Raw genomic sequence first — 20,281 nt, 5'->3', positions numbered from 1 at the left:
CAGGCGTCAACGGAGAGGCGGTGCCGAGTTGACCGGAGGCTGCCTCCGTTTTATGCTCGACTCTGCGCGGAGTCAGTCTCCGTTTTGCCCGGGGCCGCACGAACGCATGAGACAGGAGGGCCGATGAGCGTTAAGGGACAGCAGGTGCGCAAGCCCCGTGCGGATGTGCAGCGCAACCGCGCGGCCCTCCTGGAAGCGGCGCAGCGTCACTTCCTGAAAGACGGGGTCGGTGCCTCCCTGGAGGCGGTGGCCAAGGAGGCGGGTGTCGGGCCCGGCACGCTGTACCGGCACTTCCCCTCCCGGGAGGCGCTGCTCGCAGCCGTGCTGCAGACGCGCTCCGAGGAGCTGGTGGTCCGCCGGGCGGACATCGCGCGGCTCGGGGACGCCTCCGAGGCGTTGCGGCAGTGGCTGCGGGCGATGGAGGACTACTTCAGTGCCTTCAGTGGGCTGCCGGAACCGCTCATGGCCGCGGCCAGGGAGCGGGAGCCGGACAACCCGCTCACGCTTCCCTGCGACGACCTCATAGCCACCACCGACGAGTACCTGCGGGCCGCTCAACTCGCGGGCCACGCACGGCGGTCGGTGAAGGGCTACGACCTGTTCCTCGCGGCGATCTCCACCGCCTGGATCGGTGGCACCGGCGCCACCGAGGAAGAATCACTCGGCCGTCTGCGCGCGCTCATCGAGAGCGGATACCGCGAACGAGGCGACAAGGAGTAGGCCACCGGCCGCTCCCCTCGCAGTCCCTGCCAGCGCCGTCGGTCATTCCTGCGGCGTCGCGTGCCCGCGCGCAGTCATCCATCACACCCTGGCCACCCCTTTCACGGGGGTGGCGCAACCTCGAGAGGGACGCATCATGAGAATTGGCATCATCGGAGCCGGGCCGATCGGGACGACGCTGGCGCGCAGGCTCAGCGCCGGCGGACACGACGTTGCGGTGGCCAACTCCCGGGGCCCCGAGACGATCGATGCCGAGGCGCTGGAATTCGGGGCGCACGCGGTGACCGCGGCCGACGCCGTCCAGGGCAAGGACGTCATCGTTCTGTCCATCCCGTTCGGGCGAATCCCGGCGGTGGCGCCGCTGTTCGCCTCCGTACCCGGCGAGACCGTGGTCATCGACACCTCCAACTACTTTCCCCACCGGGACGGCGCCATCGAAGCGGTGGAGGACGGCCAGGTGGAGAGCCTGTGGGTTACCGAGCAGCTGGGGCGGCCGGTGGTCAAGGCGTGGAACGCCGTGCTGTCACAAACGTTCCACGCCGGGGACGCTCCGGCGGGCACCCCGGACCGCATCGCGCTGCCGGTCGCGGCCGATTCCGAGGAGGCGCGGCGTGTGGGCATGCGCCTGGTGGACGAAACAGGCTTCGACCCCTTCGACGCCGGGGTTCTGGCCGACTCCTGGCGCCAGCAGCCGATGATGCCCGCCTACTGCACCGAACTGGGCCTGCAGGACCTGGAGAAGGCCCTTGACTCGGCCGACAGGGACAAAGCCGCGCGTAACCGGGACTGCATGCTGGAGCGCTACTTCGAGTACACCTCCACGCCCACGCGGGATCAGCTCGTCGAGCTCAACCGCTCCCTCCACCGCTGACACGCTGACCGAACCGGCCTGGGCGGGCACCCTGGGCGACGCCGACCGCCGTGGTCTGACGCCGCTGTTCTGGTCGAACGTCAACCCGACGGAGGCTTGATGGCCGGCTTCGCCGCATCGTTGCGGAACACAGGCCCAGCCGCGGTCGGAGGCTGGGCCTACGTTCCGTTTCACACGCGGTTCGCGTGTTGCGCTGTTACTGGGCGCTGGCGGCGGGGCGAACCACGATTTCGTTGAGGTCGACGTCCGCGGGCCGGGTGATGGCGAAGGCGATGGCGTCTGCGATCGCCGCCGCCGGGATGGCTACCGAACGGTAGGTCTTCATGTCCTCGCGGGCACGCGGGTCCGAGATGGAATTGGCGAGTTCGGATTCGGTGACGCCTGGGGAAGCGGTGGTGACCCGGACGTCGCCGGACGATTCCTGGCGCAGTCCCTCGGAGATCGCGCGTACGGCGAACTTGGTCGCGCTATACACCGCGTGACGTCCAGCTGCTGGATCGCCGCGGTGCCGCCCTCGGCGGTGATCTCCTCGGCCAGCGCGTCGAGACGATCGCGCTCATCTATCAGGCATTCGACGTACGCAGCGCACCCGGGCAGCAGCTGATCCTCTACCACGCAGAACCCGGCACCCCCAGCGCCCACGCCCTGGCGCTGCTCAGCAGCCTCCACGCACCCACCCATATCGAGAACACCGCGAACAGCTGATCAACGGGCCCGCAACTTCTCCGCACCGTATGCGGGTGGTGGTGCTCCTGCTGGCGCCGACACGGCGAGGACGGACTACTTGATCACTCCTCGCGCCCGGAGAACAGCCCGCAGTCCACGCCCAGCGACGTCGAAGATCTCGTCGCCGCACTGCACACGCAGACCAGACGTCCTGAGACACCACAACCAAGGGTTGTCTTCTGCGCGGCTGTTACCCAAACGCCAGCTCCGGCGGGCTCGAAACACGGTGCGGACTGGTCCGCGTCGGCGAGTGCCGTGACGGCGGTCGAGGAGTACATCAACCGGCTTCGAGGGCTCGAGCCGTGAGCTTCAGCGGCGCATCGACCACCGCACCTCGCGGAGGCGCGAGTGCGATGCGCGGTGTCGTCCGCACCGGTGCAAGCCGCTGGGGGGGCGACGGCGATCCGTCAGATCCACTACTTGCCGTCGGGCGCCTACAAGCGCGCGGTGAGGTGGGGTTGGGTGCCCAAGAATCCGACGGTCGACGTCGACCCGCCGGCATCCCCGCCGGCCGATCCGAGCCCGCCGACCGCGGACGAGTCGGCGCGGATCCTGAACGAGGCGTGGCAGGACGAGGACTGGGGCAGCCTGCTGTGGCTGGTGTTGACGCCCGGCGCGCGTCGTGAGCTGTGCGCCCTGCGTGGGGCGGATTTTCGAGCCTGACGCCGCGGTTGTGACGCTCAAGCGCGCGATTTCGTGGGATCCGGAGAAGCGGGTCTGGTACGAGAAGGACACCAAGACCCACCAGCAGCGACGGTCGCGCTGGACCCGGTCACCGTCGAGGTCCTCACCGAGCACCGCGAACGCTGCGACAAGCGCGCCGTCGCCGTTGGTCTGAGCCTCGGCCGGGACCTCGGTGATTCCTTGACCACGAGATGGATGTCCGTCGGCCCGGTGGACCAGTCTTGAGGACCTTCGTGACCATGACCGCGTGAGCATCGAGTCCGGCGGTCCTGCTGGGCATGGTTGGCGCTGGGACTCAGCGCTCTCGACCTCTCCGTGCCGGCGCATCGTGTCGGAGGCGTACTGCTTCGGCGGGGAGCCACCCTGGCTGGACGCCTTCGCTGCCGTTCCCGCGTCGGCTGGAGTAGCGGACTTCGACCAGGTCTGCCGCGTGCCCGCCCGGCAGCGCGACGGCGCTGTTGGCCAGCGCGAGGCAGGGATGCTGCTCCTCGTCCGGCGCCGGAGGCGGAGCGGCGCCTGTGGTCACGCGTACTCCATGGATCTCATGGTACAGCTTGCATCAATCCGTGAGCATGACCTACCGTGACTTCACGGATAAACCACATTGAAACCGTGAGGCACTTCTTCCATGTCTTCTGTCCCCAGCTCCATCGATCAACTCCCCGTGCGCGCCTTCGGCGGCCCGACCGCCCTGTTCGAGTACGGCGGCCTGCGCTTCCTGACCGACCCGACCTTCGACGCCCCCGGCGACTACCCCCGTCCCGACGGCAGGTTCCTGACCAAGACCACCCCCTCCACCGGTACCCCCGCCGACCTCGGCCCCGTCGACGTGGTGCTGCTCTCCCACGACGAGCACGACGACAACCTCGACCACTCCGGCCGCGCTCTGCTCGCCGACGTGCCTCTCACCCTGACCACGCCCGACGGCGGCGAGCGTCTGGGCGAGCACCTGGGGGACAAGGCCCGAGGCCTGGCCGATTGGGACTCCGTCCAGCTGGACCGTCCCGACGGGGGCACGATCACGGTGACCGGCGTGCCCGCCATCCATGGCCCCGGCAATCGCGAAGACGTCGAGTCGGTCACCGGCCAAGTCGTTGGTTTCGTCCTGACCGGGGACGGCCTTCCCGCGGTCTATGTCAGCGGTGACAACGCCTCGCTCGACGCCGTCGAGCAGATCGCCGAGCGGTTCGCCCCGATCGACACGGCCGTCCTGTTCGCAGGCGCTCCCCGCTTCTCCGCCCTCTTCGACGGCAAGCCGATCGTCCTGGACAGCGCCCAGACCGCCGAGGCCGCCAAGATTCTCCGCGCCCGCCGGGTGGTTCCGGTCCACTTCGAGGGTTGGGCCCACTTCACCGAGGGCCGCGACCACCTGGTGGCCGCCTTCGCCGCGGCGGGCCTGTCCGACCGTCTGCAGTGGGCCTGAGGGGGCCGTTGTCCTCCCGCCACGGGCGCCCGGCGGCGACCCCGCCGGGCGCACCGCATGGCGCGCCCGCTGACGGCTCCGTGCTCGGGCCCATCCACATCGGCCGCCGCCCGCGTCACGTACGCGGAAGAGCAGGCGCACGGGGCGGCCCTCCTGCCTCTCAACCGCAGGCCTGCCGCCCGGGGCTGGCGTCGGTGCCCTCAGTGGTGCTGGAGCCATCGGTGCGGCCGCGCTCGGAAGCCCCGTCCTGCATTCGTCATTCAGTCTTCGCCGAGCGTTCCGGCAACTCGCCGCAGGAACGTCGCTCCTTGCGCTCAGCGATGACCGCTACTGGCACCAAGATCAACAGCTCGGCGAGGAGGAACACCACACACGCCGTGAACCGTGCCCAACGCCCCACCTCAAGCTCCATCAGCAGCATGTTGAAGAGCGGGGGTGCGGGACCTGCAACCGCAGGGGTCACGCGGAGCCAGAACCGCCTGCTCTTCCATCTAGCCATCACGCCACACGAGGTTCGCGGTGGATTTGATCGGAATGCGAGCACGGCCACCCTAGCCAGCGAGGTCAGCGCGAGCTCGTGCTGCTCACTCATCCCGACGGGCGCAGTCACCAGGACACTACGGGCGAGCAGGGCGGGAGCTCCGCGGCCGGGTTCGCGCCATTGGCACGCTCCCGCGGGGCGAAATGCGACTCCGCGTGTAACCCATCGCTCCACGCAGATCAGCAGGACCCGTAGGCGTGCGTGTTTGGACCTTCCCTTCTGCATCAAGGGCGGCTCCGCAGAAGGTGCCAATGGGGAGAACGTCCACCGCGGATCCGGCCGGCGAAGGGCCTGCTTGGGTGCATCTGCGAGGGCGGTGCTGGATACGTTGCCGAGCAGGTCGTCTTGCACCGCGGCTGGCGTGATCAAAGCTGCGACTTCTGAGGTGGGTGCCCGCTTGTGGTCCCTCTGCCCAGCAGCACTTAAACAGGTATCTCACCATTCGGCGATGAGGCTAGGGTTCTAAACACGGACGAGCGGCTGAACCGAGGCTCAGTCATGTCGCGCCTTTCAAACTCAGACGCCGGCGAGGTGTTGACCCTGCAACGAGCCGCTTGCGTCACCGAGGCCCAGGCGGATGGTGACCTCATCATCCCAACCTTGCTGCAGTCACTGGCTCAGCTGGTGGACGAACCATCAGACTCACGTGTTCTGGCGTGGGGCCTGCGCGGACAAGGGCGGCTTGTCGCGTCGGTCCGAGTGCGAGTAACCGGTCAGGGCGCAGAGCTAGGTCGGTTGGTAGTCGCCCCAGACCGCCCGGGGCCACCGTCTACCGGAAGGCAGGCGATCCCGCAGAAGCCCCCTAGTGGGGAGAGGCGCTCACCACGGATCTCGCGACGCGAGCCCTCGCTGGGGCGGCTCCACGAAAGCCGTGCTGAGCGCGTTGCTTAGCTGTTCGCCTCACTAAGCAAGCTGAGAGCTCTGGGCGGGCTGAATGAGCTGGTCACCGGCTTGTGGTTCCACGATGTAACCGGTAGAGGGCCTAAACTTTCATGGCGCTTTTGGGCATGTTTCACTGAGATCAGCGCGCACCTGGAACGCGGGTGCGCTGCCTCCATAGCTCAGGGGGCCCAGCCTTGGAGTCTCGAGGAGCCGACGTCCGCTAGGGAGCGTCAGGGGGGTGGGCGTCGGCTCCCCGAACTTGGATCGTGCTCTCGAGATTGCCAAGCGCGTCACTCGCGGCGTTCAGGATCCTCAGTGATCAACAGCGAGTCGAGCACCGAATCCGACGAATATCGTCCCGGCCGCTCGGTCGAGCCAACGCCGGACCACGGGGCGAGCCAGGAACGTGGACGTACGTACTGCCAGCGTCACGAGCAGCGACAAGAACACGGCGGTCATCGCGATGAACAGCAGTACGAGTGCGGCTGCCGTGCTGGCCATTGGCGCCTCGGCAGGTACGAACTGCGGCAAGAGCGCAACGAAGCAGCAGCGCTGCTACCGGCACAAACGCCACGATCGACGACACCGCGGATGACACTGGCACCCCCGAGCGCACCTCAGGCGACCCAGGTCAGGGTCTTCAGGCATTGACAAGCGGGTCAAGTGAGCGCGGGGCGCAGTTGGCGATCATTCGCACCAATGTTCTGCGCGCACCTTCCGGAACCGTGACGGTCAGCGCGTCCTCGTGATCGATCAACTGCACCGGACGCAGCATGAAAAGGCGATGCTGAGAGCGTTGGGCAATTCCTTCGCCAACCCTGAATTAGGCCCCATGAAAGTCGAACGGTGTTTCCACCGCCGGTCGTCCTTCTCGTCACCCGTGACGACCATCAGCGGAAAGTTTCGCGCCGCCGACTCGTCTATCGATTGAACCCAGGCGAGACACCCACTGGGGTTGTCGGGTCCTCCGGGCCGAGCTTTCTCGGAATCACGATAGCCAGGTGGAATCTTATCGAATTCTCGACGCGCGCCTTCTTCGAGTGCCTTCGCGTGCTGTTCTCTTGGGGGCGAGAGTCGGTATGGCCTGCGAGGAGCTCAGCTAGCTCACGGAATACTGCGTCCTTGGCGGTATGCGCCACAACTCCGGCTCGCGGCTGCGGGCGGCAGGCGCCCTACCGAGTGGCTGCGCCTTCCTGAAGCTCGACCAGGTGGAGCGCGCCGAGCAGGTCGCCGAGAACTTCACCGAGGACAGCTCGCTCGGCCTCTCCTGCCAGGGCGCGCTGCTCCTGAAGCGCCTGCGGCGTAAAGCTCCTCGACTCCGAGACCCCTACAACCCGCGGGCAAGACGACCTCGCCGTCTTCGACCGGCCCGAAGTCATCTCTGCCCAACCAGGTGACGAACCGAGCACTCGTCGAGCTCCAGCTCTGCACATCAGGGGCAAACCCTGGTCCAGCGCGGCGCCGATACGGGTCGTGCCAGCCGCGAGCGCGAACCTCGTGCGGGCGGACGACGCGTACGTTAGCCCGCGCGAACACCAGCAGCCGGAGCCAACGGCGCCCACGCCTTCGAACCTCAGGCGGACGTACCCCTTCGAGCGCTGGCTGTGTCCGTCTGTCCACCAGTCAAGGGGCAACGGCAGGGACTTTTGGCACTGGGAAGACCCGGCAATCTGCTTCAACCTTTGGTGCAGATATCTATATCTGTCGAGAGGGCAGCAAATCGTGCCGAGTCAACGTTTCGACTCGAATGGGGGTGGGGGATGAATTATCAACAAACTCGGCTGGCCGTCGTCGGGTACGGGTACTGGGGTGCCAAGCACGCACGCGTGTTGAGCAGCGTTCCGGGAGTCGACCTCGTCGTCGTCGACACCGATCCGGAGAGGAGGGAGGAGGCCCGGCGGGGTTGCCCCACAGCTGACCTCACGGGAGATTTCGTCGGGGTGCTCGACTTCGTCGACGGTGTCGTGGTCGCCACTCCACCTACGACACACGGTGATATCGCGCATCGCGTACTGCGGGCGGGCAAACCCGTCCTGGTCGAGAAGCCGCTGGCGACGTCCACATCGGCGGCGAGGTCGCTCGTCGAGACCGCGGCCGAGCACGGTGCCCGGCTGATGGCCGGCCACACCTTCGAGTACAACGCCGCGGTGTGGAAGCTGCGAGAGACGATCAATTCCGGTGAGCTCGGACGAATTCTCTACATAGACACAGCTCGGCTCAATCTCGGGATCTATCAAAACGACGTCGATGTCATTTGGGACCTGGCTCCGCACGATCTGTCGATCATCGCGTTTCTCATGGGGGAACGACCCGCTTCAGTTGCGACCTGGGCTCACCGCAGCGTCGGGGCCCGACATGCCGACGTCGCGTACTTGCGCCTGCAGCTCGAGCGGTCGCTCGTTCCGGCTTTCGTGCACGTGAGCTGGTTGGACCCGCAGAAGGTCCGGCGCGTGACCGTTGTCGGAGACCGCAAGATGGCGGTCTACAACGACCTGCTCGACGAGGACCGGATCCGGATCTACGACATCGGTGTGGATCCCAACGACCCCGGCGAACCGGTGGACACACCGGCGATGCCGGTCACCTACCGCACCGGCGACATCGTTTCACCGCACGTCGTGTTCCGGGAGCCGCTCCTGGTTCAGGACACCCACTTCGTCGACTGCGTCCGCACAGGTGAGCGGCCGTTGACACCGGGCGAGAGCGGACTCGACGTAGTCCGCGTGCTCAGCGCCTCCGACGTGGCCCGTATGTGTGGGCGCGAAGTCCCGGTGGGCGACGAGCCCGGCGTCGTCGACGGCCGAGAGGTCAGGCTCGCGCGCACCAAACTCGGCGGGACACCGACATGAACGAGCCGATCCCCTTCCTGGATGTCGTCGGCGTCAACGCGGGCGTTCGTGAGGAGCTGGACGTCGCGTGGAAGGCCGTGTTGCAGCACGGGCGATTCGTGGGCGGACCGGAGGTCGAGCTGTTCGAAGAACAGTTCGCGAGCTACTGCGAGACCTCCGCGTGCATCGGGGTCGGCAACGGGACCGACGCGCTGCAACTGATCCTGACCGCGCTGTCGATCGGCACCGGTGACGAGGTGATCGTCCCGGCCAACACCTTCGCCGCCACGGCCGAGGCCGTCTGCTCGGCAGGGGCCCGGCCGCGGTTCGTTGACGTCGATCCGGGCACGCTGCTCATCGACCCCGAAGCGGCGGACGCGGCGGTGAACTCGCGGACAGCAGCGATCGTCGGGGTGCACCTCTTCGGCCAGATGATCGACGTGCCCCGTGTGGCGGCGGTGGCCCGCAGGCACGGACTCGCGCTGCTCGAAGATGCCGCACAAGCGCACGGCGCCCGGTACGCCGGCCACCGAGCGGGAAGCGTCGGCACAGCGGCGGCCTTCAGCTTCTACCCTGGCAAGAACCTCGGTGCCCTCGGAGACGCGGGAGCCGTGGTCACGCGGGATCGTTCGATCGCCGACGGGGTGCGTCGGCTCGGCAACCACGGCTGCTCACCGACGAACCGTCACGTGCACAGCGAACGGGGCCGCAACAGCCGGCTCGACAGCATCCAGGCGGCAGCGCTGTCGGTCAGGCTCCCGAAACTGGATGACGACAACCGACGACGCTCGGCGTTGATGGAGGTCTACGCGGCTCTGCTGCCCGCCTCCTACGTCCCGGTCGCCGTATCACCCGCCGCGCAGTCCGTGCACCACCTGGCCGTCGTGCGGACCGCACAACGGGAGCGTGCCGTGTCCGCACTGGACTCTGCTGCGATCGGTTGGGGCGTGCACTATCCGGTTCCGTGTCACCTGCAGCCCGCTTTCTCCGCGTTTTGCGAGCGGTTGCCGACAGTCGAGAAGGCCGCCGGGCAGATCCTTTCCCTCCCGATCTCACCGACGCTCGGCGAAGCCGACGTCGCACGGATCTGTGACGTACTGCGAGGTGTCACCTCATGACCAGCACTGGACCTGATCAGGGACAGCCGCGGACCGAGCCGGACGGGGATGCGAACCACTCGTCCATCGAACGCTGGCATGGTTACGAGACCGGGGAGACCGGTCTGGCATGGCAGAGCCGGGTACCAACGCGGGATCGCGACACCGCCGCGCACAGCGTCTTTCGCGTGATCTCCCCTCGCCGCCTGCTCGCGTTGGTGCTCGCGATAGTGCTGCTCGGGGCGGCCGCCGGATATGTCGGTGCCCTGCTGTGGCCGAAGGAGTACGCGGCCCGGGCGGAGATCCTCTACGAGATCAGCACGGAGAAGCCGACCGGCTTCCTGCGCGAGGACCGTAGTCTGACCACCCAGCTGGTCATGCTCCGCAGCCGGCAGGTGCTCGCGCCTGTCGCCATCGCCAACGGCGTCCCCGTCGAGCAACTCGGAGAGCAGGTCACCATCTCACTGCTGGACAGCAGCGAGATCATCCAGGTGGAAGCCCGGGCAGGGGACGGTCATACAGCGCTGAACCTCACTCGCGGCATTGTCGACCGCTATCGGCAGGTCGTGCTGGCCCAAGATGGCAGCGGAGCGGCGGGCTATCTGAACACGCAGCTGAGCCAGGTGCAGGACAGACTCGCCGATGCCCGCACGGAGCTGGCGGTCCAGCGCGCTCAACAGGCCTACGGCGCGATCGGGACCTCGGAACTGGCATCGGCGGAGGCCCGGGTGCAGAGCCTCGGTGACCGGGAGCAGGACCTGCTGGCGCAGCTCGACGAGATCACGGTCGCGCGGATGGACGCGCCCCGCACCGAGGTCGTCGTTCCTCCGTACGGCGTGCCTGACCCGGTGAGCCCACGACCCGTCTTCGCCGCCGCCTCCGGTGCCCTCACGGCCTTCGTCGTCGCGGCGCTGACGGTTGTGGTGATCGTTCATAGGCGCTCGAGGATGAGCGGGGCGGGGTAGTGTTGCGCTCCCGCCCGCTGGGCCAATTCGTCACCGTGGCCGCACGTCGTTCGGCGGTGGTCGCGGGCTGGACGCTGGTCAGTCGGGCGACCGGGCTGGGCCGCGTGGTCGTCATAGGGGCCGTGCTCGGGCCGACCTTCTTCGCGAACACGTTCATCGCCACCAACGTCGTGCCCAACATCGTCTTCTCGGCCGTGGCGGGACAGGCGCTCGGGCTCGTGGTCGTGCCCGCCCTCGTGAGCGCGTTGTCGCGCGGGGGGCGCAAGCATGCCGCGGAACTGCTCGGTGGTGTGGGAGCGTGTCTGCTCACGGCGGCCGGAGCGGTCACCGCGCTCCTGATCCTCGCCTCACCCCTGCTGGCGTGGTCGCTGACCTTCGGCATCGACCACCCCGCCGTTGGCGAGCAGGCGCAGCGGGTGGCGGTGCTGCTGATCCTTCTGGTCAGCCCGCAGGTCGTGCTCTACACGGTGGCCGCCCTAGCCGCTGCCGCCCAGCAAGCCCGAGAGCGGTTTGCCCTCGCGGCGGCCGCGCCGGCCGTGGAGAACGTGATCCTGATCGCGATCGTCGTTGTCGCCGGTGTCACGTGGGGCACTGGTCAGGAGGTCGGTGGCGTCCCGCACGGTTTCATCCTGACTCTGGGAGTGGGCAGCACAGCCGCCGTCGCCGTGCACGCGGGACTGCAGCTGTACGGTGCCGCGCGGTGCGGCCTGGCGGTCCGGCCGTTTCGCAGGTGGTGGCGCGACCCCGGCGTGATGCGGGTCGCGCGGCGACTCCGCGGTTCCCTCGCGGTACCCGCCGCACCCGTGATCGGGATGTACGCGCTGCTCGTCATCGCGGCGACCGTTCCCGGGGGTGTGGTCGTCGTCCAGCTCGCGTACGCCATCTTCCAGTTCCCGATCGCGTTGGGGGCTCGTGCCGTGTCGATAGCCGTGCTGCCCGACATGTCGGGCAGCTACGAACGCGGCGACCGCGCCGCTTTCGCCGCGTCGTGGCGTCAGGCACTGACGTATGCCACCGTGACCAGCTTGCCCGCGGCGGTGCTGCTCGTGGTGCTCGGTGAGCCAGTGGCCCACGTGCTCGCCAGCGGCGAGATGCGGTCGCCGGACGTGATCGCCCGGTTCGCAGCGTGCATCACCGTCGTTGCGGTGGCGCAGCTTGCGGCCGGGATGCACCAGATCGGGCGCCAGGGATTGTTCGCACGCATCGATGTCGCCGGGCCGAGGAACGCGAGCCTGGCGCTGTTGATCGTGACCGTGACGACTGCCGCGTTGGCGCTGTTGGTCACGCCGGGCACGACGCGCCTGGTCATCCTGTGCGTCGCGTTGCTGCTCGGAGAGCTCGCTGGAGCGGTGATCACGCTCGTTCGGCTGTGGCACGCCATCCGGCCCGAGAGGTGCGCGGATCCCGCGCACATCGCGGTCGCCGTGATCGCCGCGGCAGCGATGCTGCCCGTCGTCCTGGCCGGTTGGTGGCTGCTGAACCCCAACGAGCTCGGCAGGGTGGCCGAGTTCGGCGTGCTCGCTGCGTGCGGGCTGCTGTCGTTGGCCGCCTTCGCCGGAGCTGTGCGTGCCGGGTTGCGCCACCTGCCGGGAGGTGCGACATGATCTCGTCGGTCCGCGACAGAGCACCTCGAGCGGGCGTCGGCGGCGACCGTCGGCTGGTCGCGCTGGCCGCGGTCACGGCGGTCGTGTCCGGGGCGTTGTCGGTCGTGGGCGGCACGCTCGTGTTCGCGGTGCTCGGGATCGTCGGGCTGTTCGCCGCGTGCGCCTACCGCCCGGTGTTCGCCCCCTACGTCTACCTCGTCACGCTGCCGTTCCTGGCCGGGATCGAACGCGGGGCGCTGGTGCCGATGGCGCGTCCGAACGAAGCTCTGCTGGCCGTGCTGCTGGCCGGCGCCTGCTTCGGCGGAGTCCTGAGATACCTGCGCGGTGACGCCGTGCGGCTGCGGCTGCGTCCGATGGACATGCCGCTGGCCTGCCTCGTGCTGCTGTCCACGGTGTGGCCGATCGCCTCCATGATGCTTCGCGGGCAGACACCGCTGAGCTCGGACCTGGTGGCCGTCCTGCCGATGTGCAAGCTCGCCGCGTTGCTCGTCCTGGTGCGCATGACCGTGCGTACCGACGCGCAGCTGCTCCGATGCGCACGCCTGATCGTCTGGCCGGGTGCTGTCGTCGCAGTGGTGGCGATCCTGCAGACGCTCAACGTCGGTCCCGTGCTGGACCTGCTCGCCTGGTGGTGGTCCACGGACAGCGGTGGGCTCTCGTCGCGGGGCACGACGACGCTCGGTTCGTCCATCGCCACCGGTGACTACGTCATCATGTGCTTGAGCCTGGTGATCTGCTGCTCGCTGCGCGGTCTGTTCGGCAGGCGGGAAGCACTCGTGGCCGGGTTCGTCCTCGGAGCGGGAGTGCTGGCCGCCGGGCAGTTCTCCACGTGGATTGCGGCTGCGGTCGCGGTGGTGGTGATCCTGCGGAGGATCCCGCAGCTGCGGCGGCGCGCCGTGAGATTCCTGCCGGTGGTGGTTGTCGCCGTGCTGATCGGCGCGCCCGCGTTCCTCGGCAGGATGTCGGACTTCGCGGAGGGCTTCACCGTCCCGCGCAGCTGGTTGGGGCGCTGGGACAACATCACCCACTTCTACGTGCCCCGGCTCGACGAATTCGGCTTCCTGCTCGGCGTCTCCCCGGATTCGGTGCTCGCCGCTCCGGAAACCTGGCGCGAGCTCATCTACCTCGAGAGCGGTTACCTGCAGTTCCTGTGGGTGGGCGGTCTGCCGCTGCTCGTGGCATTCGGATGGCTTTCGGTGTCGGTTCTGACCGCGACATCGCGGTTGAGGACGCGCCCGGACACCACCGGCGCCTACGCGGCGGCTCTGGAGATCACGTGGTGGGTGATCCTCGTGCTCTCGATCATCGACATTCACCTGGTGCTGCGCGGGGCTGGTGACCTGCTTTTCGTGCTCCTCGCAGTCGTTTCGGGGAGGTGGGCCCATGATCGATCGTGACCTGCCCGCGCCGCGACGACCCGATCCACCTCGGTGGACCGACGTCGTCCTGGCAATCGTGGCGCTGGGAGTGCTCGCGATACCGATGCTCGCCATCGGCGCGCTAGTGCGGCTGACGAGTCCCGGTCCTGCCCTGCTGCGGCAGCGCCGCGTCGGCCTCGCGGGAGAACCGTTCACCCTCTACAAGTTCCGCACCATGCGCACCGGCGGCAGCGACGCCGCGCACCGGGAGCTGATCGCTCGCGAGCTGCGGGGTGAAGACACCTCGGTCGACGGCAGCTGCAAGCTCGACGCCGATCCGAGGATCACCCGCCTCGGCTCGTGGCTGCGCAGGGCCAGCCTGGACGAGCTCCCCCAGCTGATCAACGTGGTCCGCGGAGAAATGGCGCTGGTCGGTCCGAGGCCTTGTCTGGAGTGGGAAGTGGGGATGTTCCCCGCGACCTACGCAGAGCGGTTCACCGTCCGGCCCGGCATGACCGGGCTGTGGCAGGTCAGCGGCAGGAGCAAGGTGGGGACTCTCGAGATGTTGCAGTTGGATCTCGCCTACGTTCGGCAGCGCGGCTTCTGGAGCGATCTCGTGATCCTCGCCCGAACGGTTCCTTCGATGCTGCGCGGAGGTGGTTCGCGATGACCACGCTGTTCGTGGCGACGACGGGAGGACACCTCGCCCAGCTGGACCGGCTGGCACGGCGCGTTCCCCCCGACGGCACCGCGCTGTGGGTGACCCCGGACTCCGAGCAGGGCCGGTCGTTGCTGGCGGACCGCGACGCGGATTTCACCCACGCCGTCCCGGGACGCAGCGTGTCGGGTGTGCTGCGGTGTCTGCCGATCGCCCACCGGATGTGGCGGGACCGGGAGGTGACGCGGGCCATCTCGACGGGTTCGGGCATCGCGCTGGGGTTCCTCCCGTACCTGGCGGCGCGCGGTGTCGAGTGCCACTACGTCGAGAGCGCGGCCAGAGTCACGGGTCCCTCGCTCACCGGGCGGATCATGCGGTGGGTGCCCGGTGTGCGCTGCTACACCCAGTACCCCGGGTGGGCATCGCGTTACTGGCACTACGGGGGCAGTCAGTTCGACTGCTACGCACCGGCACCGGCGCACCGCGATCGCCCTGGTCCGACCCGGGTCCTGGTCACCGTGGGGACATCGGCGTTCCCGTTCGGACGCATGCTCGACCAGCTCGTGCGGCTGCTCGCGCCGCGAGGCGCGCTGAGCACCTCCACGGGGCGCCCCGTGGAGGTGCTGTGGCAAACGGGTTCCACGCCGGTCGACGGGTTGCCGATTGAAGGGGTCCAGTACCTGTCGGCGCCTGATCTGGACCACGCCCTCTCGGTGTCGGACATCGTGATCAGTCATGCCGGTACGGGGTCGGCGATGGCGGCGTTCGAGGCGGGACTGAAGCCCGTCCTGGTTGCTCGGCTGCACGAACACGGCGAAGCCAGCGACGACCACCAGGGCCAGCTGGCCGAGGAGCTGCAGTGGCGCGGTCTGGCGTCGTACCGACGGGTTGGGCCGGTCGACGTCGCGGAGCTGATCGAAAGCATGTCCTGGTCGGTTCGGCGCGTTGACGAACCGAGCCCGTTCAGCCTGCTCCCGCGACGCGAGGGGAGTGGACGACGATGACGCTCGCTGCCGTCGAGGTTGTGCGGGTCGACCCGCGCCGGGACGACCGATGGAGGGAGTTGGTGCTGAGCGCGTCGGGAGGGCCGTTCGTCTCCCCGCCGTGGATCCGAGCGCTGTGCGCGACCTACGGATTCACCCCGATGGCCAGGATCGCGCTCGACGCTGGTGGCGACCCGGTCGCCGGGCTGGCGTGGATCCCGGTGTCGGACGCCCGAGGACGCAGGGTTTGCAGCCTCCCGTTCTCCGACTGGGCGGACCCGATCACGGCGGACGCGGCGGCCTGGAACGCGCTGGCCGACGATCTGCTCGCTCCGGGGGAGCGCTTCACCGTGCGGTGCTCGAAGGACTCGGTTCCCTTCGAGGACACCCGCCTCGAGGTGGTCGACGAGGCGGTCCGACACGGTTGCCGTCTCGACGTGCCCGTGCCGGAACTGTACGAGCGCATCGGGGCCGCTGCCCGGCGCAGCGTCAGCAGGTCCGCGCGACGGGGCGTTCGGGTTGAGATCGATACGGGCCTTCGCGGGGTGCGACGGTTCCATCGGCTGCAGGTGGCGCTGCGCAAGGTCAAGTTCCGGATGTTGGCACAGCCGGTCGAGTTCTTCGAACGGATCTGGGAGGCGTTCGTCCCGGAGCAGGCCGTGACGACGATGCTGGCGTACCTCCCCGGCGGCACGGAGCCCGTGGCGGGTGTTGTCTTCCTGCGGTGGAACGGTGTGCTGTACGGCAAGTTCATGGCGTCGATGCCGGAATCCCTCGACGACAGGCCGAACGACGCGCTGTACTGGGCGGGTATCCGTTGGGCGGCGCAGCAGGGGCTGCGGATGGTCGACTGGGGAATCAGCGGACTCGACCAGCCCGGCCTGCAGCGGTTCAAACGCAAGTACTCCACGCACGAATCGCGGGTCGTCACGCTGCGCTCCCGGGGGGAGGCCTCGCCCGCGGAGATCGAGGTCGGGTCGACGCTGAACGCGATCACGCTGCTGCTCACCGAGGACTCCGTCCCGGAGGAGGTCACGGCGCGAGCTGGAAGCCTGCTGTACCACTACTTCTGCTAGGAGCGGCGTATGTCGTGCGATCATCGACGCGGTCCCTCCCGGGCGTTGCCGCCCGGGAGGCTGTCCGCCTCAGAAACGTTCGTTCCCCTCGACGCGCAGGCCTGGACGAGAACTCTCGTCCACCTCGACCATCGGGTAGTCACCGCGGAAGCGGTTGTCGACGACCGCCGCGGAAGTCGACCCGTTCGCGAGGTACACCCCGCGGGCCAAGTCCGGGCCCGAGATCTCGTTGTCCCGCACCGCGACCTCCGGGAACCATCGGACGAGAACGGCCTGCGACCCCTCGACGGCACAGGTGTTGTCGACGAACCGCAGCGAGCGGGAGCGGCCGACAGCGCCGGCCTGCCCAGCCTCCTGCGCCGTGGCGATCAGGCACTGGTGGTCGACGTTGCGGCAGGTGTTCCCGGAGATCTCCACGTCGCGCGTGGGCGGGCTGCTGTTGTCGTAGGTCTGGAAGCAGTCGGTGTGCGGCGGGTCGGGGTAACCGTCGTCGGAGATGTCGTGAACCTTGTTGGCGCTGATCCGGTGTCCGGTGCCGAAGAACCGGATCCCGTCGGCGTCGCCGGACTCGCGCATGACCGAACGGCTCACGTCGTTGCTCAGCACGGAGATCCGCTCGCCCTCGATCCTGATCCCGGTGCCGTCCGCCTCGCGCACGACGTTGTCCCTGATGTGGGTGTCGGTGCACAGGCAGCCGATGCCGTCGTCGCGCGCGCGCAGGACTTCGTTTCCCCGGACGGTGATGCCCGTCCCGTCGAGCGTCAGGCCGTCGCCGTCGACGGTGGTGAAGCCGTCCACGACCACGTGGTCGGCGTCCACCGATACCGAGCCCACGGTGGTGTCCCGGCCGACCAGCACGATCGGTTGCCGTGGAGTTCCCGAGGCCGTCGCCTCCAACTCGGCGCCGTGGAGTCCGTCGCCCGCGAAGCACAGCGTCTGACCGGGTGCGGCCCGAGCGAGCTGAGCGCGGGCCTGCTCGGGATCGGTCGCGGTGTGCGTGCAGGCGATAGGGGGATGGGCTCGCGGAGGCTCGGCAGCCGCGGCCGGAGCTCGCTCCGGTCGGGACGGTCCCTCCGGTTCGCTCCCGCTACCGGTGCACGCGCCTGCGAACAGCGCCGTTGTCGCCACGACCGCGATCATCATCCTGACGCTCATGGTTTCCCTCCCCCTCCGAAACCCGAGCGGTTGTTCTCCGAGGTTAGAGCCCGGCCCCGATTCATGCAGCGACGACGGTGCCGCCCGCCGTGCTCGGAGCAGGGCGCCGAGTCGCGTCGCAGAGGAGGTGGGTGAGATGCCAGACGAACCGTTCGGACGGCTCGTGGTGGTGGGCCAGGGTTACGTGGGACTGCCGGTCGCCATGAGGGCGGTGGAGGTCGGTTTCGAGGTCGTCGGGTTCGATCTCGACAAGGACAGGGTGGGGCTGCTCAGGCGAGCCAGCACGTTCGTTGACGACGTTAGCGACGCCCAGATCGCGCTCGCGCTCTCGTCCGGCCGGTACGTCGCCACCTGCGACCAGAAGGAGCTGGCCGGGTTCGACATCGCCGTGATATGCGTGCCAACACCGCTGCGGGACGGGACCCCGGACGTCGGCAGCATCGAGAAGGCCGGACGGATGATCTCGCACCACGTCGCTGCCGGGTGCTGCGTCGTGCTGGAGTCCACCACCTACCCGGGAACGACCGCAGACCTGTTAGTCCCGATCCTCGAAGCCGGTTCCGGACTCCGTGCGGGCAGGGATTTCCACGTCGGCTACAGCCCGGAACGCATCGACCCGAGCAACCGGACCTGGCAGTTCCACAACACGCCGAAGATCATCTCGGGCGTCGATGCCGAGTCGCTCCGAGTCGTGCGGGAGTTCTACGACTCGCTCGTCGCCCAAACGTTCGCGGTACCCGGGACGCGGGAGGCCGAGCTCGCCAAACTGCTGGAGAACACGTTCCGGCACGTGAACATCGCGCTGGTCAACGAGCTCGCGGTCTACACGCACGGGATGGGGGTCGACGTGTGGTCGGTGATCGACGCCGCCGCGACGAAGCCGTTCGGGTTCATGCGTTTCGAGCCCGGTCCCGGTGTCGGCGGACACTGCCTGCCCATCGATCCGTCGTATCTGTCGTGGCAGGTGAAGCGGTCGCTCGGGCGGGCGTTCCGGTTCGTTGACCTCGCCAACGACGTCAACGACCACATGCCCGACTACGTCGTCGCCCGTGCGGTCGAATGCCTCAACGCCCGCCGCAAGGCGGTCAACGGCAGCCGGATACTGCTCGTCGGCTTGGCCTACAAGTCGAACTCCGGGGACGCGCGCAACTCTCCGGCGATCGCCGTAGCTCGGCTCCTGGACAAACTCGGTGCCCGGCTGTGTGCGATCGACCCGCTCGTCGACTCGGCCGCGGTACCCACGTACGTGGAGATGGTGGGCTGCGAGCGGGAACATCTCGACGGTGCTGACCTGGTGATCGTGCTGACCGATCACGACGTCGTTAACTGGGACCTGGTCGCTCAACGAAGCGACTGCGTTTTGGACACGCGCAACCGGCTGCGCTCCGGTAACGCGGAAAGGCTGTGACGGATGCCGGCGACCGGCTCCGCGCCGCGATGGGGGTGAGGATGTGTCCGCGGGGAATTCGATCACCGTCATGGACTCGGCTCGACCGGGGGAGTCCCGGCTTCGGGCGTGGGACGAACTCGTCGAGTCCACACCGGGTTGCGACGTCGGCCAGCTGAGCGCTTGGGGGCGCGTTCGCGCCGCGGCGGGCTACGCGCCCCACTACGTCCTGGTCGAGCGCCGGGGTGAAGTCATCGGCGGGGCGCAGGTCCTGGTCCGGCAGGTGCTTCCGTTGGGGGCGCTCGGCTACGTGCCCTACGGGCCCGTGATCGCGACCGGCGTGCCTGAGCGCGCGTGTGTGCGCGATGCGCTCGCTGGGGCCCTCGACGACCTCGCTCGGCATCGGTTGCGGATGCTGTTCGTGCAACCACCGGAAGGCGTCGACGACCTCAGCGGTGAGCTGATCGCGCGCGGGTTCCGCGCGTCCGACGCGTGCGTGGCTCCGCCCGGGTCGTTGCGCGTCGATCTCGACCGCTCCGACGATGCCCTGCGGTCCGAGCTCGGGAACCAGCGGCTGCGTCGGGAGGTCAGGAGGAGGTCCTGGGAGAACAAGGGGGTTCGGGTCGACCGCGGTGACGAGCGGGATGTCCCGGTGATGGCCGAGTTGCTCGCCCGGACCGGCGCCCAACACGGGTTCCAGCCGTATTCCGAGGAGTACGTGACAACCCTGCTGCGGGGGCTCGGCAGGCACGCCGTGCTGTGGATCGCGCGCTATCGCGGAACCCCCGTGGTCGCCCACCTCTACACCCTGTGCGGGGCGACGATGAGGTCGCGCCTGACCGGGTTCGACCGCTCGGTGCCGAGCCCACACGGGCTGCCCGGGATCCTGCACTGGGAAGCCATGAGGTGGGCCAGGGACCAGGGGTGTCGATGGTTCGACCTTGGTGGTCTGCCGGAGTCGGCGTTGCGGACGTTGCTGGACGACGTCGGCGATCGATCGTCGCTGAGCAGCTACGATCGATACAAGCTCGACTTCGGCGGCAGTCCCTACCGTTGTTCTCCCGCGGTCGAGTCGATCAGGCCGGCGGCGTTGCGCGGTGCCTACGACCTGGCGACGCGGACCGGCACCGGCACGCGTCTGATCCGGGCAGCGCAGGGCCTGCTGCGTCGGGGCGGCGTCGGGATGACTCGTCTGCGCCGCTCGGGTTAACTGGATACCGCCCTCCACCCCCGGTGGACGGGATCTAGAGCGCGTGGGGGAGGGGCGGGGCCAGAAGGAGCGCTCCCGCGCAAGCGCGGGATCTCTGCGGTCGTGTGGATGGG

The 20,281-nt window shown here is 68.5% G+C and carries 20 protein-coding genes and 2 pseudogenes; 16 read left to right on the top strand and 6 right to left on the bottom strand.

Translation table 11 applies throughout. From position 1 onward, the window contains the following. The first annotated feature begins 123 nt into the window (after window positions 1-123). Entirely contained in the window at window positions 124-720 is a 597-nt protein-coding gene (locus ACFQRI_RS11470; protein ID WP_380667510.1) for a TetR/AcrR family transcriptional regulator, read from the top strand. A gap of 136 nt (window positions 721-856) precedes the next feature. Beyond that, window positions 857-1,591, top strand: a complete 735-nt coding sequence (locus tag ACFQRI_RS11465) for an NADPH-dependent F420 reductase (RefSeq protein WP_380667508.1) — start codon at window positions 857-859, stop codon at window positions 1,589-1,591. A gap of 196 nt (window positions 1,592-1,787) precedes the next feature. Here ACFQRI_RS11465 and ACFQRI_RS11460 read toward each other — a convergent pair whose 3' ends face one another. Then, window positions 1,788-2,066 carry an SDR family NAD(P)-dependent oxidoreductase gene (locus tag ACFQRI_RS11460; protein ID WP_380667506.1) on the bottom strand — a complete coding sequence of 93 codons (279 nt, stop codon included), beginning with the start codon at window positions 2,064-2,066 and terminating at the stop codon, window positions 1,788-1,790. On the opposite strand from ACFQRI_RS11460, the gene ACFQRI_RS11455 reads away from it, so the two are divergent. The 4 genes and pseudogenes from ACFQRI_RS11455 (at window position 2,009) to ACFQRI_RS11440 (ending at window position 4,424) form a co-directional block, all read left to right on the top strand. Then, on the top strand, window positions 2,009-2,296 hold the full coding sequence (locus ACFQRI_RS11455; RefSeq protein WP_380668051.1) for an MmyB family transcriptional regulator: 288 nt from the start codon (window positions 2,009-2,011) through the stop codon (window positions 2,294-2,296). The two genes, ACFQRI_RS11460 and ACFQRI_RS11455, sit on opposite strands and share 58 nt — an antisense overlap. A 30-nt stretch (window positions 2,297-2,326) precedes the next feature. Next, window positions 2,327-2,623 (top strand): annotated as a pseudogene (locus tag ACFQRI_RS11450) (leucine zipper domain-containing protein); the annotation flags it as partial. Between the two features lie 156 nt (window positions 2,624-2,779). Then, window positions 2,780-2,980 (top strand): hypothetical protein, encoded by a 201-nt coding sequence (locus ACFQRI_RS11445; RefSeq protein ID WP_380667504.1) that lies wholly within the window; start codon window positions 2,780-2,782, stop codon window positions 2,978-2,980. A gap of 649 nt (window positions 2,981-3,629) precedes the next feature. Further along, window positions 3,630-4,424, top strand: a complete 795-nt coding sequence (locus ACFQRI_RS11440) for an MBL fold metallo-hydrolase (protein WP_380667502.1) — start codon at window positions 3,630-3,632, stop codon at window positions 4,422-4,424. Between the two features lie 256 nt (window positions 4,425-4,680). Here ACFQRI_RS11440 and ACFQRI_RS11435 read toward each other — a convergent pair whose 3' ends face one another. The 4 genes and pseudogenes from ACFQRI_RS11435 to ACFQRI_RS11420 form a co-directional block, all read right to left on the bottom strand. Then, window positions 4,681-4,845, bottom strand: a complete 165-nt coding sequence (locus tag ACFQRI_RS11435; RefSeq protein ID WP_380667500.1) for a hypothetical protein — start codon at window positions 4,843-4,845, stop codon at window positions 4,681-4,683. Window positions 4,846-6,159: 1,314 nt separating this feature from the next. Further along, a complete protein-coding gene (locus ACFQRI_RS11430) occupies window positions 6,160-6,378 on the bottom strand; it encodes a LysE family transporter (RefSeq protein ID WP_380667498.1) in 219 nt (72 codons plus the stop codon). A gap of 109 nt (window positions 6,379-6,487) precedes the next feature. Continuing rightward, the gene (locus ACFQRI_RS11425; protein ID WP_380667497.1) at window positions 6,488-6,610 is read right to left on the bottom strand and encodes a hypothetical protein; all 123 of its coding nucleotides are present in this window, start codon (window positions 6,608-6,610) and stop codon (window positions 6,488-6,490) included. Next, window positions 6,601-6,903 (bottom strand): annotated as a pseudogene (locus tag ACFQRI_RS11420) (PIN-like domain-containing protein); the annotation flags it as partial. The gene ACFQRI_RS11425 and the pseudogene ACFQRI_RS11420, both read right to left, overlap by 10 nt. A gap of 704 nt (window positions 6,904-7,607) precedes the next feature. Here ACFQRI_RS11420 and ACFQRI_RS11415 point away from each other — a divergent pair. The 8 genes from ACFQRI_RS11415 (at window position 7,608) to ACFQRI_RS11380 (ending at window position 16,416) form a co-directional block, all read left to right on the top strand. Next, complete coding sequence (locus ACFQRI_RS11415; protein ID WP_380667495.1) at window positions 7,608-8,696, top strand: Gfo/Idh/MocA family protein; 1,089 nt, start codon at window positions 7,608-7,610, stop codon at window positions 8,694-8,696. Beyond that, complete coding sequence (locus ACFQRI_RS11410; protein WP_380667493.1) at window positions 8,693-9,793, top strand: DegT/DnrJ/EryC1/StrS family aminotransferase; 1,101 nt, start codon at window positions 8,693-8,695, stop codon at window positions 9,791-9,793. The genes ACFQRI_RS11415 and ACFQRI_RS11410 overlap by 4 nt, the downstream gene beginning before the upstream one ends. Beyond that, a complete protein-coding gene (locus tag ACFQRI_RS11405; protein WP_380667491.1) occupies window positions 9,790-10,737 on the top strand; it encodes a GumC domain-containing protein in 948 nt (315 codons plus the stop codon). The genes ACFQRI_RS11410 and ACFQRI_RS11405 overlap by 4 nt, the downstream gene beginning before the upstream one ends. A gap of 35 nt (window positions 10,738-10,772) precedes the next feature. Next, a complete protein-coding gene (gene murJ, locus ACFQRI_RS11400; RefSeq protein ID WP_380667489.1) occupies window positions 10,773-12,341 on the top strand; it encodes a murein biosynthesis integral membrane protein MurJ in 1,569 nt (522 codons plus the stop codon). Then, window positions 12,338-13,738 (top strand): hypothetical protein, encoded by a 1,401-nt coding sequence (locus tag ACFQRI_RS11395; RefSeq protein ID WP_380667487.1) that lies wholly within the window; start codon window positions 12,338-12,340, stop codon window positions 13,736-13,738. Before murJ ends, ACFQRI_RS11395 begins: the two co-directional genes overlap by 4 nt. Next, entirely contained in the window at window positions 13,725-14,369 is a 645-nt protein-coding gene (locus ACFQRI_RS11390) for a sugar transferase (protein WP_380667485.1), read from the top strand. Before ACFQRI_RS11395 ends, ACFQRI_RS11390 begins: the two co-directional genes overlap by 14 nt. Further along, window positions 14,366-15,361, top strand: a complete 996-nt coding sequence (locus tag ACFQRI_RS11385; protein WP_380667481.1) for a glycosyltransferase — start codon at window positions 14,366-14,368, stop codon at window positions 15,359-15,361. The genes ACFQRI_RS11390 and ACFQRI_RS11385 overlap by 4 nt, the downstream gene beginning before the upstream one ends. Window positions 15,362-15,423: 62 nt before the next feature. Beyond that, window positions 15,424-16,416, top strand: a complete 993-nt coding sequence (locus ACFQRI_RS11380) for a GNAT family N-acetyltransferase (protein WP_380667479.1) — start codon at window positions 15,424-15,426, stop codon at window positions 16,414-16,416. A 69-nt stretch (window positions 16,417-16,485) separates the two neighbouring features. Here ACFQRI_RS11380 and ACFQRI_RS11375 read toward each other — a convergent pair whose 3' ends face one another. Continuing rightward, window positions 16,486-17,571: a right-handed parallel beta-helix repeat-containing protein gene (locus ACFQRI_RS11375; protein ID WP_380667477.1), complete on the bottom strand. Its 1,086-nt coding sequence runs from the start codon at window positions 17,569-17,571 to the stop codon at window positions 16,486-16,488. A gap of 136 nt (window positions 17,572-17,707) precedes the next feature. Here ACFQRI_RS11375 and ACFQRI_RS11370 point away from each other — a divergent pair, with 136 nt between their 5' ends. Then, complete coding sequence (locus ACFQRI_RS11370) at window positions 17,708-18,979, top strand: nucleotide sugar dehydrogenase (RefSeq protein ID WP_380667475.1); 1,272 nt, start codon at window positions 17,708-17,710, stop codon at window positions 18,977-18,979. 70 nt (window positions 18,980-19,049) lie between these two features. Continuing rightward, window positions 19,050-20,168 (top strand): lipid II:glycine glycyltransferase FemX, encoded by a 1,119-nt coding sequence (locus ACFQRI_RS11365; RefSeq protein WP_380667473.1) that lies wholly within the window; start codon window positions 19,050-19,052, stop codon window positions 20,166-20,168. Window positions 20,169-20,281 lie beyond the last annotated feature (113 nt).

It is taken from the genome of Saccharopolyspora griseoalba (genome assembly GCF_042665275.1).
Taxonomy (GTDB): domain Bacteria; phylum Actinomycetota; class Actinomycetes; order Mycobacteriales; family Pseudonocardiaceae; genus Saccharopolyspora; species Saccharopolyspora griseoalba.
The sequence above is the reverse complement of the archived record's forward strand: the minus strand, read 5'-3'. Positions and strand labels throughout refer to the sequence as shown.